The sequence below is a fragment of the Enterococcus sp. DIV0561 genome (assembly GCF_050539875.1).
GTDB classification, from domain to species: Bacteria; Bacillota; Bacilli; order Lactobacillales; family Enterococcaceae; genus Enterococcus; species Enterococcus faecalis.
Genome location: NZ_CP172927.1, coordinates 802,572 through 819,096 on the forward strand (window position 1 = coordinate 802,572; position 16,525 = coordinate 819,096).

19 protein-coding genes and 1 other annotated feature are annotated in these 16,525 nt (G+C 37.7%); of the genes, 12 read left to right on the forward strand and 7 right to left on the reverse strand.

Translation table 11 applies throughout. The annotated features are described in order from the left end of the window. Nucleotides 1–2 precede the first annotated feature (2 nt). The 4 genes from mvaD to IGM13_RS03895 all read right to left on the reverse strand — a co-directional run bounded on the left by mvaD (nucleotide 3) and on the right by IGM13_RS03895 (nucleotide 3,917). Nucleotides 3–998, reverse strand: a complete 996-nt coding sequence (mvaD, locus tag IGM13_RS03880) for a diphosphomevalonate decarboxylase (protein ID WP_002355778.1) — start codon at nucleotides 996–998, stop codon at nucleotides 3–5. Further along, nucleotides 998–1,942, reverse strand: a complete 945-nt coding sequence (mvk, locus tag IGM13_RS03885) for a mevalonate kinase (RefSeq protein ID WP_002383342.1) — start codon at nucleotides 1,940–1,942, stop codon at nucleotides 998–1,000. Before mvk ends, mvaD begins: the two co-directional genes overlap by 1 nt. A gap of 269 nt (nucleotides 1,943–2,211) precedes the next feature. Then, nucleotides 2,212–2,847, reverse strand: coding sequence for a pentapeptide repeat-containing protein (locus tag IGM13_RS03890; RefSeq protein ID WP_002383343.1), 636 nt, complete (start codon nucleotides 2,845–2,847; stop codon nucleotides 2,212–2,214). After that, the gene (locus tag IGM13_RS03895) at nucleotides 2,844–3,917 is read right to left on the reverse strand and encodes an FUSC family protein (RefSeq protein ID WP_002383344.1); all 1,074 of its coding nucleotides are present in this window, start codon (nucleotides 3,915–3,917) and stop codon (nucleotides 2,844–2,846) included. Before IGM13_RS03895 ends, IGM13_RS03890 begins: the two co-directional genes overlap by 4 nt. 243 nt (nucleotides 3,918–4,160) lie before the next feature. Here IGM13_RS03895 and opp1A point away from each other — a divergent pair, with 243 nt between their 5' ends. Continuing rightward, nucleotides 4,161–5,831: an oligopeptide ABC transporter substrate-binding protein Opp1A gene (gene opp1A / locus IGM13_RS03900; RefSeq protein WP_002381303.1), complete on the forward strand. Its 1,671-nt coding sequence runs from the start codon at nucleotides 4,161–4,163 to the stop codon at nucleotides 5,829–5,831. Between the two features lie 78 nt (nucleotides 5,832–5,909). Here the strand turns inward: opp1A and IGM13_RS03905 are convergent, their stop codons facing one another. Beyond that, complete coding sequence (locus tag IGM13_RS03905) at nucleotides 5,910–6,260, reverse strand: DUF3899 domain-containing protein (protein WP_002355784.1); 351 nt, start codon at nucleotides 6,258–6,260, stop codon at nucleotides 5,910–5,912. A 90-nt stretch (nucleotides 6,261–6,350) separates the two neighbouring features. Here IGM13_RS03905 and opp1B point away from each other — a divergent pair, with 90 nt between their 5' ends. The 8 genes from opp1B (at nucleotide 6,351) to rplT (ending at nucleotide 13,133) form a co-directional block, all read left to right on the forward strand. After that, nucleotides 6,351–7,292, forward strand: coding sequence for an oligopeptide ABC transporter permease Opp1B (gene opp1B, locus IGM13_RS03910; protein WP_002381304.1), 942 nt, complete (start codon nucleotides 6,351–6,353; stop codon nucleotides 7,290–7,292). After that, a complete protein-coding gene (opp1C, locus tag IGM13_RS03915) occupies nucleotides 7,292–8,344 on the forward strand; it encodes an oligopeptide ABC transporter permease Opp1C (RefSeq protein WP_002355787.1) in 1,053 nt (350 codons plus the stop codon). The genes opp1B and opp1C overlap by 1 nt, the downstream gene beginning before the upstream one ends. A 9-nt stretch (nucleotides 8,345–8,353) precedes the next feature. Next, nucleotides 8,354–9,412, forward strand: coding sequence for an oligopeptide ABC transporter ATP-binding protein Opp1D (gene opp1D / locus IGM13_RS03920; RefSeq protein WP_002355794.1), 1,059 nt, complete (start codon nucleotides 8,354–8,356; stop codon nucleotides 9,410–9,412). Next, nucleotides 9,412–10,368 carry an oligopeptide ABC transporter ATP-binding protein Opp1F gene (gene opp1F / locus IGM13_RS03925; RefSeq protein WP_002355795.1) on the forward strand — a complete coding sequence of 319 codons (957 nt, stop codon included), beginning with the start codon at nucleotides 9,412–9,414 and terminating at the stop codon, nucleotides 10,366–10,368. Before opp1D ends, opp1F begins: the two co-directional genes overlap by 1 nt. Before the next feature lie 40 nt (nucleotides 10,369–10,408). Continuing rightward, the gene (locus IGM13_RS03930; protein ID WP_002413564.1) at nucleotides 10,409–11,479 is read left to right on the forward strand and encodes an RNA-guided endonuclease TnpB family protein; all 1,071 of its coding nucleotides are present in this window, start codon (nucleotides 10,409–10,411) and stop codon (nucleotides 11,477–11,479) included. Between the two features lie 212 nt (nucleotides 11,480–11,691). Beyond that, nucleotides 11,692–11,823, forward strand: a sequence feature (ribosomal protein L20 leader region). A gap of 54 nt (nucleotides 11,824–11,877) precedes the next feature. Continuing rightward, nucleotides 11,878–12,399 (forward strand): translation initiation factor IF-3, encoded by a 522-nt coding sequence (infC, locus tag IGM13_RS03935; protein ID WP_086269743.1) that lies wholly within the window; start codon nucleotides 11,878–11,880, stop codon nucleotides 12,397–12,399. 113 nt (nucleotides 12,400–12,512) lie between these two features. Further along, a complete protein-coding gene (gene rpmI, locus IGM13_RS03940) occupies nucleotides 12,513–12,713 on the forward strand; it encodes a 50S ribosomal protein L35 (RefSeq protein WP_002355798.1) in 201 nt (66 codons plus the stop codon). Between the two features lie 60 nt (nucleotides 12,714–12,773). After that, a complete protein-coding gene (gene rplT / locus IGM13_RS03945) occupies nucleotides 12,774–13,133 on the forward strand; it encodes a 50S ribosomal protein L20 (RefSeq protein WP_002355799.1) in 360 nt (119 codons plus the stop codon). Between the two features lie 45 nt (nucleotides 13,134–13,178). Here the strand turns inward: rplT and IGM13_RS03950 are convergent, their stop codons facing one another. Continuing rightward, on the reverse strand, nucleotides 13,179–13,559 hold the full coding sequence (locus tag IGM13_RS03950) for an MmcQ/YjbR family DNA-binding protein (RefSeq protein WP_002419367.1): 381 nt from the start codon (nucleotides 13,557–13,559) through the stop codon (nucleotides 13,179–13,181). A gap of 67 nt (nucleotides 13,560–13,626) precedes the next feature. Between IGM13_RS03950 and IGM13_RS03955 the strand changes: the two genes are divergently transcribed. The 3 genes from IGM13_RS03955 to IGM13_RS03965 all read left to right on the forward strand — a co-directional run bounded on the left by IGM13_RS03955 (nucleotide 13,627) and on the right by IGM13_RS03965 (nucleotide 15,081). Beyond that, a complete protein-coding gene (locus tag IGM13_RS03955) occupies nucleotides 13,627–13,986 on the forward strand; it encodes a DUF1304 domain-containing protein (RefSeq protein WP_002370721.1) in 360 nt (119 codons plus the stop codon). Nucleotides 13,987–14,053: 67 nt separating this feature from the next. Continuing rightward, nucleotides 14,054–14,548 (forward strand): GNAT family N-acetyltransferase, encoded by a 495-nt coding sequence (locus IGM13_RS03960; protein ID WP_002383352.1) that lies wholly within the window; start codon nucleotides 14,054–14,056, stop codon nucleotides 14,546–14,548. A 17-nt stretch (nucleotides 14,549–14,565) separates the two neighbouring features. After that, nucleotides 14,566–15,081 (forward strand): GrpB family protein, encoded by a 516-nt coding sequence (locus tag IGM13_RS03965; protein ID WP_048945250.1) that lies wholly within the window; start codon nucleotides 14,566–14,568, stop codon nucleotides 15,079–15,081. A gap of 15 nt (nucleotides 15,082–15,096) precedes the next feature. Here the strand turns inward: IGM13_RS03965 and IGM13_RS03970 are convergent, their stop codons facing one another. Continuing rightward, a complete protein-coding gene (locus IGM13_RS03970) occupies nucleotides 15,097–16,272 on the reverse strand; it encodes a SulP family inorganic anion transporter (protein WP_002419366.1) in 1,176 nt (391 codons plus the stop codon). Nucleotides 16,273–16,525: the final 253 nt, after the last annotated feature.

The following is a 16,525-nucleotide window of genomic DNA, read 5'->3' on the forward strand; positions in this document are numbered from 1 at the left end:
GCTTATTTATCCATTCCTTTCGTTTCAAACAATTCAATTCCGGGACCAGCAAAAGCTGGGACTAACTGCTCTTTTGAAAAATGTTCACTTAAAAATGTTTTTAATGCTTCTAAGTTTTTCTTTTCGACTAAGACCTTGACATTCGGACCTGCATCCATTGTAAAGTAGCAAGGAATTCCTTTGGCCCGTGCTTGGCGAACTAAAGCCATCGCTTGTAAGCTGCCTGGGGACCAGTAAGTAAATGGCGGGACAGCGCCTAAGGTTGTTCCATGCATCCTTAACCCATTGGCTTCAATGATTTCTCCTAAACGAGGGAAGTCTTTTGTTTTAATTGCTTCATGAACTTGGGATAAATCTTTTTCCACATTGTCCAACCAACCTTGATAAAAGCTAGAAGTTTCTACTGTTCGTTTCATTCCATCACGGCTGGAAACATCTTTTTCGCCATCGTTAATTAAGATAAAGAGCATGGCCAATTCGTTTTCCCAATTATTGGCTGGAATATTTTCAGCAAACGAAGTTTCATCAGAGTGGCCTTTGTTCCATTGAGCAAAACCACCAAAAATGCTGCGACAAGCAGAACCTGAACCACGTCGCGCTAAACGTGATAAGTCTTTTGCTGAAAGATTTAATCCTAAGGCTACGTTACAGGCCCCTGCTAAAGCAGCTAGACCACTCGCTGAAGAAGCCAAACCAGCTGCAGTAGGCACAAAATTTTGACTTTCTACTTTTGCAAACCAAGTACAATCGGCTTGTTGACGAACAAGGTTCAAAAATTCTTTGACTTTTTTTGTTTGTTTTTCGTTTTGCAAGATACCATCTAAAATAAATACATCTTCTGAATAATGGGCATCAAATGTCACAGTTGTTTCTGTGTAAAAGGCATCTAATGTTAATGATAAACTACTATTCATTGGTAAAATGTATTCTTCATTGGCTTTTCCCCAATATTTAATCAGAGCAATATTTGTATGCGCTCGTGCTTTTCCTGAAAGCATTACTTTTTCACCTCTAATGATTGAATCCATGTAGCAACAGCTCCATTTTCTTCTAAAGTCTGTGCAATGGTTTGTGCGGTCTTTTTATTATCTGTTAAGGCAATCATACAGCCACCGCGACCGCCGCCGGTTAATTTTGCTCCTAGAGCGCCATGTTCTAAAGAGAGAGCCACTAGTCGATCCAGCATATCGTTGCTGACGGATAATTGCTGGAGTTGCTCTTGCGCTAACGTCATTAGCTGACCTAATTTTTGTTTATCATCTTGTAAAATCGCTTGCTTTGCTTCTTTAGTAAAAGAACCTAATTGTTTCATTGTTTCAGCGATTGCGGTGGGATTATTTTGAGCTAGCTGCGCAATGTCTTTCACGGCTTCACGTGTTTGACCTTTAATTCCCGTATCAGCTACTACTAAGTAGGCATTAGATAAATTCATCGAGAAATGTGTGGGCGGAAATCCTCTAGTAAAAAATAATGGATCAGCGCCGCTTGTTGCTGCGGCATCGATACCACTAGGATTGCCATGAGCAATTTTCTCACTTAAAGAAACAAGCTCAAACAATTCTTGATATGTATAAGCGTAATCAAAATAATCAAAAAGGCTTCGAACGATGGCCACAGCGGTTGCTGCGCTTGAACCCATTCCTCGTTCAGCGGGAATCGTACTTGTTAAGGTCAAAGTGCCTTTAACTGTATCTTCCTTTAAAAAATGTAAGGTTTGCTGAACAACTTCCTTGATATTTGCTAGCTCTTGGGGCACGTCTTCAAGCAATCCTGTAAAATATGCACAATCAATCTGCATAGTTTTTGCCGGGGTAAAGACGGCTGTGATTTCTGTCGCTTGAAAAGGAAAGGCGATTGCTGGTTCGCCGTAAACAACGGCGTGTTCTCCCATTAAAATGATTTTTCCCGTCGCTTGACCGAGGCCTTGTTTTTTTATATTCATTCACTGACATTCCTTTTGAGTAGAATCGAGTATAGGACAAAAGACGTTCTTGGATTAGAAGAACGTTTGTCATAATCTCTTCATGATTTATAGGAAATGATTCCAAAAGTTTCTCTTGTTCCAAAAAAAGAGATTGCTTAACCTAAGATAGTTTACCTAAAAATAAGGCACAAGTAAAATGGTTCCGTTGGTTTTTCCAAAAAATTAATAACAATTTAATAAGAAAGAACCGACAGAACCAGTTATTCGGCTATTTTTTTAAAATTTTCTTAGGTAATCACCAAACCAAGGGCACTTGCTAAATAAATGGCTTGTTCAGGGGTGACTTTAAGACCTGATAAATAGTTTGGCGAGAAAGTCAAGCGTTCAAAGGTGTTTTGGGAAAAATCCAATCCTTTTAAAGAAGTATTTAGCCAATTACTTTCGGTTAAATCGCAAGCTTCTAGAAGGAGTTTCTTCCAGGTGACCTCGAAAAATTCACTTTCGACTAAACGAGTCTGATTAAAGTGAACAAGATTAAAATTTGCAAAACGAAAAGAAGCATAATCGGCTTTGCAATCCTCAAACAGACAATCTTTTAAATAGCTATCTGCAAAATTCGTTCCTGTCAAATTGCAACGAAGGAAAGTCACTCGATGAAAACTGCCAGACAGCCATTCGACGTTAGAAAAATCGCAAGCTTCAAAACGAACATTACTACAATCAAAAGAAGCAAACTGGCCATTTGCTAATGAAAGATGATCGAAAACAGCATCCCGAAAGACTAAGTTACGAACTTCTTGATTCGGTAAATCAATCTGCTGATACAAATGACTTTCTAAGATTGCCTCATCTTCTAATTGACAGTTCGTTAATAGAGGAAGTTGTTCTGGTAGATTTGGTGGCAAGGGATAAGTTATTTTCATAAAACGCCTCTTTCTTCTTGTTGATTTTCAAAGGTTTCATCAATTGAGTAGGCCCGATTATAGAAACGTAGCGCAGTTGTGAAAACATAAGCGCCGGCAAAACCAAGTAAACTACCTAACACAATCCCGACTAATCGATAGTTTAAAAGATTACTAATGACTTGCTGTCGTGCAAGATTTGATAATAATAAGGACATCGGGGTAATAAAAAAGCTGGCAATCGCATAGTTTCTGTTAATGAATCCTTCAAAAGCTGCATATAGAATACTAATGATACCGATTGTTTGTAAAGGTGTAAAGGGAATCATTAATAAAATTGCAGAAAGCAACAAACCAAGACTCGTACCTAGAATCCGTTGAACATTTCGCTGCATCACAGAATGTAAATTTTCCCCTTGTAAAATGGCTGCGCAAGTAAACGTCATCCAATAAGCGTTGACTAAATGAAGCGATTGACTTAAATAAGCCGCTAAAAATAAAATGGCCGCATAATGCAAAGCATCTAATAAAGAAGCGGGATCAATATAAAGTCGTTCTTGAAGAGACATCCGTTTTTGAAAAACGTAGGGGCGCTTGTCGATGAAATGAAGCACAATGCCCATGATAATGCCGGTCACTACTCCTAAAAGAACAAAACTGGCCATGATGGGAATCTTATGTAAAGGAAAATTGTTGCTTGTTCCCATTGCGGTTGACATGATAACTAACAAAGCACCAGGCTTCTCAATGCCATACAATCTAAAAAGTAAGCGTGCAAAAAAAGCGACGATGGCAATTGTAATAGGAATCAACCAAGGTACATGGTGACTTAGCATTCCTAAGCTGTTGCCCAGAACAATAAAAAAGCCAACAATATTCAGTCTGCGCAATAATTGAGGCAAAGGAAGCGGCTGATAATAAATAAACGTATAAATGCCCATCGAGCCAAAGGTCCCAATGAGTAAATTATTGGAAAAATAACCAATTAATAATGGAATTGCCATACAAATTGCGACACCAACTAACCGAAATAATTCGTCATTTGCTTTATCAATAGCAAACAAATCCTTTAAAAACGTAGAATTTTTCATATTTTGTCACTCCTTTACTTCCTAATTTACCATAATGTTTAGAAAACTGACAAAAGAATTGCAATAAAAGACAGGAAGAAAAAGAGTGGTTTCTGATAGGAAGAGAAGAAAAATTAAAAAAAGTTAACATTTTGACTTGCAATTTTAATATGAAAAATGTAAGATATATTCCATAGCAATAAATAATTATTAAATTCTGATTTTTCAGAAAATACAGATTGTATTATTTTAGGAGGCAACACTATGAAATTGAAAAAGTCATTAACATTCGGTGTGATTACATTATTTAGCGTAACAACTTTAGCGGCTTGTGGAGGCGGCGGAACGTCAGATAGCTCAAGTGCGTCTGGTGGCGGTAAGGCAAGTGGCGAACAAGTTTTACGTGTCACAGAACAACAAGAAATGCCAACAGCTGATTTATCACTAGCAACAGACAGAATTAGTTTTATTGCATTAAATAATGTATATGAAGGAATTTATCGTTTAGACAAAGATAACAAAGTCCAACCTGCAGGTGCAGCGGAAAAAGCAGAAGTTTCTGAAGATGGACTAACATACAAAATTAAATTAAATAAAGATGCAAAATGGTCAGACGGTAAACCAGTGACTGCGAATGACTATGTTTATGGATGGCAACGAACAGTTGATCCAGCGACAGCTTCTGAATATGCTTATCTGTATGCCTCTGTAAAAAATGGCGATGCCATTGCTAAAGGGGAAAAAGATAAATCAGAATTAGGAATTAAAGCAGTCAGTGATACAGAATTAGAAATCACTTTAGAAAAAGCAACACCATACTTTGATTACTTATTAGCTTTTCCATCGTTCTTCCCACAACGTCAAGATATTGTGGAAAAATATGGTAAAAATTATGCATCAAACAGCGAAAGTGCTGTCTACAATGGTCCATTCGTCTTAGACGGCTTTGATGGTCCTGGTACAGATACAAAATGGTCATTCAAGAAAAACGATCAATATTGGGATAAAGACACAGTGAAACTGGACTCAGTAGATGTGAATGTCGTGAAAGAATCACCAACCGCGTTGAACTTGTTCCAAGATGGACAAACAGACGATGTCGTTCTTTCTGGTGAATTAGCCCAACAAATGGCCAATGACCCAGCTTTTGTTAGTCAAAAAGAAGCATCAACACAATATATGGAACTAAATCAACGTGATGAAAAATCACCATTTAGAAATGCGAACTTACGTAAAGCCATTTCTTACTCAATCGACCGTAAAGCGTTAGTTGAATCAATCTTAGGGGATGGTTCTATCGAGCCAAACGGTTTAGTACCAGCAGATATGGCAAAAGACCCAAGTGGCGGCAAAGACTTTGCTAAAGAAGCAGGTAGTCAAATTGAATATGATACGAAAAAAGCTAAAGAATACTGGGAAAAAGCGAAAAAAGAATTGGGGATTTCAACCTTAACAATGGATATTCTTTCTTCAGATGCAGATTCTTCTAAGAAAACAGTTGAATTTGTTCAAGGGTCAATTCAAGATGCTTTAGATGGTGTGAAGGTAACGGTTAGTCCGGTTCCATTCTCTGTTCGTTTAGATCGTTCAAACAAAGGCGACTTTGATGCAGTAATCGGTGGTTGGAGTGCTGACTATGCTGATCCAAGTAGTTTCTTAGACTTATTTGCTTCAGATAACTCATATAACCGTGGACGTTATAACAATCCAGAGTTTGACAAGTTCGTGAAAGCTGCAAGTAGTGCAGATGCGACAGATCCTGAAAAACGTTGGGATGATATGTTAAATGCAGAGAAAACGATTATGGGAGACATGGGTGTGGTACCATTATTCCAAAAATCAGAAGCGCATTTACGTGCTGAAAAAGTCAAAGATGTCGCAGTTCATCCTGCTGGCGCAACGTATGACTACAAATGGGCATACATTTCAGAATAACCTGACAAAAGATCGATAGCAAACAAAAAAGGACCTTTGCCATGGAATAAAAGGCAACGGTCCTCTTGCTATCTTGTCTTAGACCAAGTAAAATAGTAGAAAGCCTAAAGACAGAATCAGTAAGATGCCCCCAGTTTTTAGCCAGAAAGAGCGATGTGCATCGCCAATGACTGAAAGCGGGATAAACTCTTTCGGTTCATTTTTCTTTTTAAAACGAAACGCGTTTTTCATTGAGCGCTGAAAGTTATCGAAAAAGCCAGAGGACATAATCCATAAAGCAATGCCGATAATTAAAAAGAAAAGCGAAACGATAAAGAAGGTATCTGATAATGAGGAGGTAGTGATAGGTTCTTTACTTATTAATAAGTAAAGAAAAATGCCGATACTGGAAATAACGGCTGTAATAATTGGCCATTTAAAAGTTTTCATGTGTTCACCCTATCTATTATTGTGGTCTATCTAGTCATTACTTTAACGAAAATAACTGAGGAAGTCAAAAAAATCTCGGAGGTGTCATTATTGAATAGTTTTGGAAAATATTTTCTTAAACGGATCTTTTTCATGATTATCACTTTGTGGTTAATCGCAACGATTACGTTTTTCTTAATGCAATTATTACCAGGTACGCCTTATACCAACCAAGAAAAACTTAGTCCAGAAACAATCGCTATGTTGAATAAACAATCTGGCTTAGATAAACCAGTGATTGTTCAATACGGAATTTACTTAAAGAACCTGGTAACAGGAGACTTTGGTATTTCATTCCAATTTAAAAACCAACCTGTTGCTAAGTTATTAGCTGGTCGAATTGGGCCGTCCCTTCAACTGGGAGGACAAGCGATTATCTTTGGTACGTTAGTCGGTATTTTATTGGGGATTATCGCAGCGATGCGTCAAAATACTTGGGTAGATACGTTGGCAACATTGTTAGCCATTTTAGGTCGTTCTATTCCAAACTTTGTTTTCGCGGTATTATTACAATACATTTTTGCAATGAAATTAAGAATCTTACCAATTGCTATGTGGAATGGTTTTGCCTACACAATTTTACCAACTATTGCCTTGGCAATGAGTCCAATGGCCGATTCGGCTAGGTTTATTCGAACCGAGATGGTAGAGGTCTTGCATAGTGATTATGTCGAATTAGCCAAAGCAAAAGGCTTGAGTCGCTGGCAAGTTGCATTCCGCCACGGGTTAAGAAACAGTTTAATTCCATTGATTACCTTATTAGGACCTTTAGCCGTTGGTTTAATGACAGGTTCTTTAGTAGTAGAAAATATTTTTGCCATCCCTGGAATTGGGGAACAGTTTGTAAAATCAATTATGACAAACGACTATCCAACAATTATGGCAGTAACTATTTTGTATTCAACAATGTTAGTTGTTGTAATTCTGATTGTTGACTTACTTTATGGTTTAATTGATCCAAGAATTCGCGTATCAGGAGGTGCAAAAGGCTAATGGAAACAGTCAATAAAAATAATCTACCACAAGCGATTAAAGATATTCCGGCAGATGAGTTTCAGCCTCTAAACACTTCAACTCTAAAAGAAAGAGAGCGTATTGCCACACCGTCTTTAAGTTTCTTACAAGACTCATGGCGTCGTTTGAAAAAGAATAAAGCTGCAGTTATCTCAATGAGTTTCTTAGCAGTTATTATCTTTATCTCTATTATTACCATTTGGGTTTCACCACATAACCCAACGAAACAAAATGTTTCTTACATTAACTTACCACCACGAATTCCTGGCTTGGAAAGCGTGAATGGTTTAAATGGTAAAACAACAGTTGCTGGTCAATTAGTTGATAAATATGCACAAGCAAACGTTCCAGATAACGTAAACTTTTATCTAGGAACAGATGGTTTAGGTCGTGATGTCCTAAGTCGTTTATTTATGGGAACACGTATTTCCTTATTAATTGCGTTTATCGCGGCAATTCTAGATATTACGATTGGGGTAACGTATGGACTGATTTCCGGGTTAGTCGGCGGTCGTGTCGATACAGTAATGCAACGTATTTTAGAAGTTCTTTCTGGTATTCCTAACTTAGTTGTTATGATCTTGATGCTAACAGTCTTTGATCCAGGGATTGTTTCGATTGTTTTAGCCATGGTTATTACAAACTGGATATCAATGGCCAGGATTGTGCGAGCCCAGACCATGAAACTAAAAGACCAAGAGTTTGTCATGGCAGCAGAAACATTGGGCGAATCTCGTTGGAAAATTGCTATTAAACATATTTTACCGAATATCTCAAGTGTCATTATTGTCCAAATGATGTTCAGTATCCCATCGGCAATTTTCTTTGAAGCGTTCCTAAGTTTTATTGGGTTAGGCTTACGTCCACCAACCGCATCTTTAGGAACCTTGTTAAACGAAGGATACAAAACTTTCCGTTTCCTTCCATATTTAATGTGGATTCCAGCGGCAACACTTTCAGTTATCATGATTTGTTTCAACTTGTTAGCTGATGGGTTACGTGACGCATTTGATCCTAAGATGAAAGAGTAAGAGTGGTGAATGACTATGGAAAAAGTATTAGAAGTTAAAGACTTAAGAATCTCCTTTGATACATTTGCAGGTAAAGTCAACGCCATTCGTGGTGTGAGTTTTGATCTTTATAAAGGTGAAACGTTAGCCATCGTAGGTGAATCAGGGAGTGGTAAATCTGTAACAACTCGCAGTATTATGCGTTTGTTGAGCAGTAATGCCAATATTGATAACGGGGAAATTTTGTTTAAAGGGCAAGATATTGTTCATAAAACAGAAAAACAAATGCAAGCCATTCGTGGTAAAGAAATCGCAATGATTTTCCAAGATCCGATGACTTCATTAGACCCAACGATGCCAATTGGCAAACAAGTGGCGGAATCATTAATCAAACATAATAAAGTCTCAAAAAAAGAAGGCTTAGCGCAAGCATTAGAATTACTAAAATTAGTCGGCATTCCTAATGCTGAAAAACGTTTGAAAAACTATCCACACCAATTTTCTGGTGGGCAACGTCAACGGATTGTCATTGCAATTGCTTTAATTTGTTATCCCGAAGTTCTAATTGCAGATGAACCAACTACAGCGTTGGATGTAACCATCCAAGCACAAATTTTAGAGTTATTAAAAGATTTACAAGAAAAAATTAGCACTTCGATTATTTTCATTACCCATGATTTAGGGGTAGTAGCAAACGTGGCTGACCGTGTCGCTGTCATGTACGGTGGACGTCTGGTTGAAGTGGGAACAGCAGAAGAAATTTTCTATAATCCACAACATCCATATACTTGGGGACTTTTAGGGTCAATGCCAACGATGGAAGGAACAGAAGACAAACTTTATGCGATTCCAGGTTCACCTCCAGATTTATTAGATCCACCAACTGGAGATGCCTTCTATCCACGGAATGAGTTTGCTTTAAAAATTGATACAGAAAAAGAACCACCTTATTTTGAAGTATCACCAACCCACAAAGCAGCAACGTGGTTATTAGCACCACAAGCACCAAAAGTTACGCCTCCAGCAGAGATTGTTCGTCGTTGGGCAATTTATGCAGAGCGTCAAAAAAATCCAGGAGGTAGTAATTAATGGCAGAAGAGAAAAAAGTCCTATTAGAAGTCACTGGTTTGAAACAGTATTTCAATGTTGGTCGTAAAGACGAAGTAAAAGCCATTGATGACATTAGTTTTCATATTTATGAAGGCGAAACCTTTGGATTAGTTGGCGAATCAGGAAGTGGAAAATCAACAACTGGTCGCAGTGTCATTCGTTTATATGATCCAACTGCTGGTGAAATTCTTTTCGATGGAAAAGACATTAGCAAAATTAAATCAAAAGCGGACATGCAAGCATTCCGCCGCGATGTTCAAATGATCTTCCAAGATCCATATGCTTCATTGAATCCAAGAATGAAAGTCAATGATATTATTGCTGAAGGAATCGATGTCAATGGATTAGCTAAAACACCAAAAGAGCGGGAAGAAAAAGTCAATGAACTTTTAAAAACGGTGGGCTTAAATCCAAGTCACAGTACGCGTTATCCTCATGAGTTTTCTGGTGGGCAACGTCAACGGATCGGGATTGCTCGTGCTTTAGCGGTTAATCCACGTTTCATTATCTGTGATGAGCCGATTTCGGCTTTGGATGTGTCGATTCAAGCCCAAGTAGTAAACTTATTACAAGATTTACAAAAAGAACAAGGCTTAACTTACTTGTTTATCGCACATGACTTATCGATGGTAAAACATATCAGTGACCGAATTGGCGTAATGCACAGTGGGAAATTATTGGAAATGGGCACAAGTGATGATGTCTATAATTTTGGCGTTCATCCTTATACAGAAAGTTTGCTTTCTGCGATTCCATTACCAGATCCAGACTATGAACGCACACGTAAACGGATCGTTTACCAGCCTGCAGCGGCAGATGGGAAAGATCGTGAGCTCCGTGAAATTCTCAATGGACACTATGTTTATTGTGCTGAAGACGAAGTTGCAATGTACCGTGAAAAAATTGAAGAGAAGAAAAGAAAAGCTGGTTTATAACCAGCTTCTTTTCTAACTATCTTGGTAGGGTGGTTATGAGATGAAGGCTCTGAAAGCTTATAAATACAGACTTTATCCAACCTCAAAACAAGAAGAGTTTATTCAAAAAACATTTTCTTGTGTTCGCTTGGTGTATAATTTAATGTTACAAGACCGGATTGATATCTACAAAGAGATGCGAAAAAATCCTCAACAAACGTTTAAAATGCCAACGCCAGCTAAATATAAGAAACAATACCCTGTCCTCAGAGAAGTTGATAGTTTAGCCTTGGCAAATGCACAAGTTTATTTGGATCGAGCCTTTAAAAATTTTTATCGGGAAAAAGGGATGGGCTTTCCAAAAAAGAAAAAGAAAGAAACGGTGCATTCCTACACTACGAACAATCAACATGGCACGGTCAAAATTTTGGATAATCGTTATTTGAAAGTACCTAAATTGAAATCTTTAATTAAAATGAAGGTACACCGCCAACCACTGGGGGAGATAAAATCTGTAACTATTTCTATGAGTGCGAGTCACAATTATTATGTTTCCATTTTGTGTGAAGCGCCGGTTGAAACGAAAACAAAGCAACAAAAAATGGTGGGAATTTGTAGCAGTAGGGAAAAATTTGCGCTGCTTTCGAATGGTGAAAGCTTCGAAAAAAGCTATTGTTCAAAGCATTTAAAGCAAAAACTACGTCAAGAAGAACGAAAATTAAACAAGCGTAAAATGATTGCTTTAGAAAAAGGTGTCGATCTTTCGCAAGCAAAAAATTATCAAAAACAAAAAATAAAAGTCGCAAAAATTCGCGAAAAAATAGCCAACCAACGAACGGATATTTTAAACAAAATTACAACGGAATTGGTTTCAAGTTACGATGTTATTTGTATTGAAAAAGCCCATCACAGTAATGAGCGGCCGCCAAAACATGATCGTTCGGAATTGGCTTGGTCTTTATTTTTAGCTAAACTGTTGTATAAAGCACAATGGTATGGCAAAGAACTCATTTGTATTGAGTCAGAGGAGATCGAAACAGAGTTGTCTTTTTCTGAAAGTACAGAAAATTCAGAGTATCTTAGAAGCCAAAAAATCTTAGAACGTGGCTTGTCTAAACGAGAAACCTTATAAATAGAAGAACTGTAGGGACTACAGGGATCGCCTAGGGGATAGAAAATGCACACCATGTGTTGAACCATTTGTTTCTAGGAAGTCATATTGGGACAGTCCACTAATTATTAATAATCAAAATACGAGTTCAAACGAATCTAATGCTAGATTCGTTTTTTTTGAGGAAATATATTGACAACTAGGATAAACTAAGGTAAACTAGTGAAGTTGAGAAATGAAAGCAGAAGCACCCGCTTCTCGCCTTAGTTGAGTATATCGCTGGGCTAGATAAAGTATTCCTTATTTTTTTAAGTAAGGCAGACTGTTGGCGGGTTCTGGATAGGAACCTGTTTTTTTATTGCATTTAGCAAACAAAGCAGACTTCCGTTAGGATTTTCTCTTAAAAATTTTGGAGGTGAATGACCATAGCAAAGGATATGATGGTTAACGACGGCATTCGTGCACGCGAGTTACGTTTGATCGGACAAGATGGTGAACAATTAGGTGTAAAAACCAAAGCAGAAGCATTACAAATCGCTGAATCTGCAAACTTGGATTTAGTACTTGTAGCGCCAGGAGCGAAACCACCAGTTGCGCGAATTATGGATTATGGAAAATTCCGTTTCGAACAACAAAAGAAAGAGCGTGAAGCTCGCAAGAAACAAAAAGTGATCAACGTCAAAGAAGTTCGTTTAAGTCCAACAATTGACGTAAATGACTTCAATACAAAACTTCGTAATGCGCGTAAGTTCTTAGAAAAAGGAGACAAAGTGAAAGCTTCTATCCGTTTCAAAGGCCGTGCCATTACCCATAAAGAGATTGGTCAGAAAGTTCTTGTTCGCTTAGCTGAAGAAACTGCGGACATCGCCACAGTGGAACAAAAAGCGAAAATGGACGGACGCAGCATGTTTCTAACGCTGGCACCGAAAAACGACAAGTAAACGAAGAGACCGAGCATTCGGACTTTTGGTAATTTCTACAAGAAGGATATTCGACAGTTGTGACTGTTAGAGTCTTTCACTTGAAGCAAAGATTTTGAGGAGGAAAATTAGTCATGCCAAAACAAAAAACACACCGCGGATTAGCAAAACGTGTAAAACGTACTGGTGGAGGCGGCTTAAAACGTGGCCGTGCCTTTACATCTCACCGTTTCCACGGTAAAACTAAAAAACAACGCCGTCAATTGCGTAAAGCAAGCATGGTTGCAAAAGGCGATTACAAACGTATCCGCCAACAATTAGCAAGAATGAAATAAAACAACTCGGTGACTTTTAGATTACCGTCAAGAGAAACAAGATATTAGGAGGAATTCAACATGGCACGTGTTAAAGGTGGAACAGTAACCCGTAAACGTCGTAAAAAAGTCCTTAAGTTAGCGAAAGGCTACTACGGATCAAAACATACTTTATTTAAATCAGCAAAAGAACAAGTAATGAACTCTTATTACTATGCATTCAGAGACCGTCGTCAAAAGAAACGTGACTTCCGTAAATTATGGATTGCACGTATCAACGCGGCAGCTCGTATGAATGGCTTAAGCTATTCTAAATTAATGCACGGTTTGAAATTGGCAGAGATTGATATCAACCGCAAAATGTTAGCTGACTTAGCCGTTAACGATGCAGCAGCATTTACAGCGTTAGCTGAACAAGCAAAAGACGCTTTAAGCAAATAAGCTTAAATAATCTTTCACACCCTACTCCTTGAGTAGGGTGTTTTTTTAATAACTCCGTTGGTAACTTTCATCTATAAATGAAAAAACTTGTGAGAGCGGAATTTCTTCAGAAAGACTTAACCAATGTTCTTTGTTCATATGATAGGCAGGAAAATAGCCAGGTTGGTTCTTTAATAAGGTAATCAATTCAGGCGCAAGTTTAACGGTTAAAATAGTGAGCTGCTTATTCTCGGTAGCGCCGAGCAGTTGTGCATCCAGTGGCATAATTAAAGCAAACCATTTCGCATTTCTAGGATGACGAAAGACGAGATAGTCTGGGTGTTTTTTAAAAGGAAAATCGGGCGTTATCTGATAACGTTCTTGGATATAGGCGCTAATAGTTTCTTGAAAAGTCATAGGTTTCTTCCTTTCGTTAAGGCTAGGCATATCTATTTACATCATAGCAAAAATTACATAAAATTACTTCGTTCAAAGGAATGGGAGGAGGGAGCAGATGACATTAATTTCAACAATTTTAGTAACCTTGGTGGCGGTAGAATTTTTCTACATTATGTATTTAGAAACGATTGTACCAACATCTGAGACAACAAGCCGTGTTTTTAAAATGGATAAGCAAGAGTTACAAAGAAAATCAGTCACTACATTGTTTAAAAATCAAGGAATCTATAATGGACTAATCGGTGCAGGACTTATTTATAGTGTCTATTTTGCGCAAGCAACGATGGAGATGACAAAATTTTTATTGATTTATATTATTTTAGTGGCGGCGTACGGTAGCTTAACTAGTGATAAAAAAATTATTTTAACACAAGGCGGTTTAGCCATCGTGGCTTTGCTTAGTTTACTCGTTTAGCCATCAGAGTTAATAGAGAGAGACAGTCAAATCGACAGAAAAAACACGGTTGATTTGACTATTTTTTATGGAATTGAGAGAGACAAAATGTGGTATACTTTGTTTATTAGATAGGGAGGAATTAAAAATGCTGAACCAAAAAGAAGTAAAAAAAAACGATTATCCTCAATTAATTTCTCTATGGCGTTCTTCAGTAGAAGCTACCCATTTGTTTTTGAGTCAGGCAGATATTGATAAAATCGAAGTAGTTTTACCTGATTATTTTCAACAAGTTCAATTAAGTATGTGGTTAAATGAAGAACAGAAATGTGTGGGCTTTAGTGGAACAAATCAACAAACGTTGGAAATGTTATTTATTGACCCAGTCTATTTTCGTAAAGGCTATGGTGGAGAAATTATCAAAAAGTTAATAGAGCAAGAATCAATTGTCTTTGTTGATGCCAATAAACAAAATGAAGGGGCTGTGAAGTTCTATCAATCTCAAGGGTTTCAAGTAATTGGTGAATCAAAGGAAGACCCTCAAGGAAATCCGTTTCCTATTTTACATATGAAACGGATATAGAAAAGAGGGAAGAAATCATGCGGGTAATCGTTACTGAATACCAACCAGCCTGGGTGGAACAGTTTGAAGAAGAAGCCCAAGCGTTGAAACAGATTCTAAAGAAAAATTGTCTTAAAGTTGAACATATCGGTAGCACATCTGTGCCTAATTTAGCAGCCAAACCAATTATTGATTTTTTGGTCATTGTTGAAGAAATTGAAAAAGTAGACCTGTTACAAGGGGAATTTGAAAGAATCGGTTATGAATATATGGGGGAATTTGGGCTATCAGGACGTCGTTATTTACGAAAAGGCCCGATAAAAAGAACACATCATGTGCATATTTATCAGTTTGACAATACGCAAGAAATTTTGCGCCATCTTGCTTTTCGAAATTATTTACGAGAAAATCCGGCAATTGCTACAACCTATGGTACATTAAAAAAGCAATTGGCCCAAGCACACCCCGATAGCATTGATAAATATATGGATGGCAAAGATGCGTTCATTAAGAAAATAGAAAAAGAAGCGTTGAAGAAATATTGGGAAAAATAAAAAAAGTTGCTAAAGCTAGCAACTTTTTTTTGGTTCTTTTTTGAAAAAATGATAAAGAAGACCACTTAAAAGAACACCTAGAATAATTCCAATCGCTAAATTATGCGTATAGACGATCACACCCACTGTCACGAGTAAAATAACAATTTCAGTAATTTCAAAAGTTCGGAAAAGCTGTAAACTTTCCCAATCAAAGGTGTCGACTGCCACTGTCATCATGATCCCAATCAATGCAGCTGTAGGAATGGCTACCATCACGGATTTAAAAACAAAAATGAATAGAAGGAGGGTAATACCTGAAATCAAAGTAGAAAGCCGTTTTCGTCCCCCTGATTTAACATTAATGACCGCTTGCCCGATCATCGCACAGCCAGCTTGGCCACCAAAAAAGCCGGTAATTATATTAGCGAATCCTTGCGCCTTAACTTCTCGTTGGCTATCACTTTGGCTCGTTGTCATTTTGTCCACAATGGGGATCGTCAATAAAGATTCAATTAACCCGACCATTGCTAAGGCAACAGAACTAGGTAAAATAATCCACAACGTTTCTAAGTTGACGGGTACATTAGGCCAACGGATCGCTGGATGAAACTGACTCATTTCACCAAGATCACCTACCGTTTGCAAATGACCTTTTAAAAAATAGGACAGGATAGTCATGAATAAAATAACAATTAAAGCAGGAGGCACGATTGTAATAAACTTAGGTAATAGATAAATAAGTAAGATACTACAGATAATCATGCCGTAGGACCACAGTGTTTGATGAGGCAATTGTTGTACTTGCGCCATGAAAATTAAAATGGCTAACGCATTGACGAATCCGTACATCACTGTCTTGGGAATAAAGCGCATTAATTTATGGATACCTAAATAACCTAAAATAAATTGTAGAAAGCCTGTTAAAATAGTCGCAGCAAGCATGTATGACAAACCATGTGCTTGAATTAAGCCTGCAAGGACTAAGGCCATTGAGCCAGCAGACGCCGAAACCATTGCCGGACGGCCGCCCGTAAAAGTAATCACAAGTAAAGTAACAGCTGAAGCAAACACTGCAGAAAGCGGGTGAACACCAGCAATAATTGCAAACCCGATTACTTCTGGTAAAATGGCGACAGAAGAAACGAGACCGGCAAAGAGATCATTTTGTTCATTGCCTAACCATTCGCTTTTTTTAATACTAAATAACATCGAAAAACTCCTTTAAGTTAATAAAACCTTATTCATAATAGCATGAATAAGCTGAAATGAGCGTGGGACAAAAATCACTTTGGATTTTTGCTCCACGCTCAAAAACTGATAAACGGCGGGAACAAAAGCAACTCCTTCGGAAATAAGCCGAAATTGTTGAGAATCACGAAGAACGTAGTGTTTCGATGATGAACAATACCTACTTGGTCTCCAAAAATTACAGAACAATTTTCGGAAATTCCTTCTTATTTCT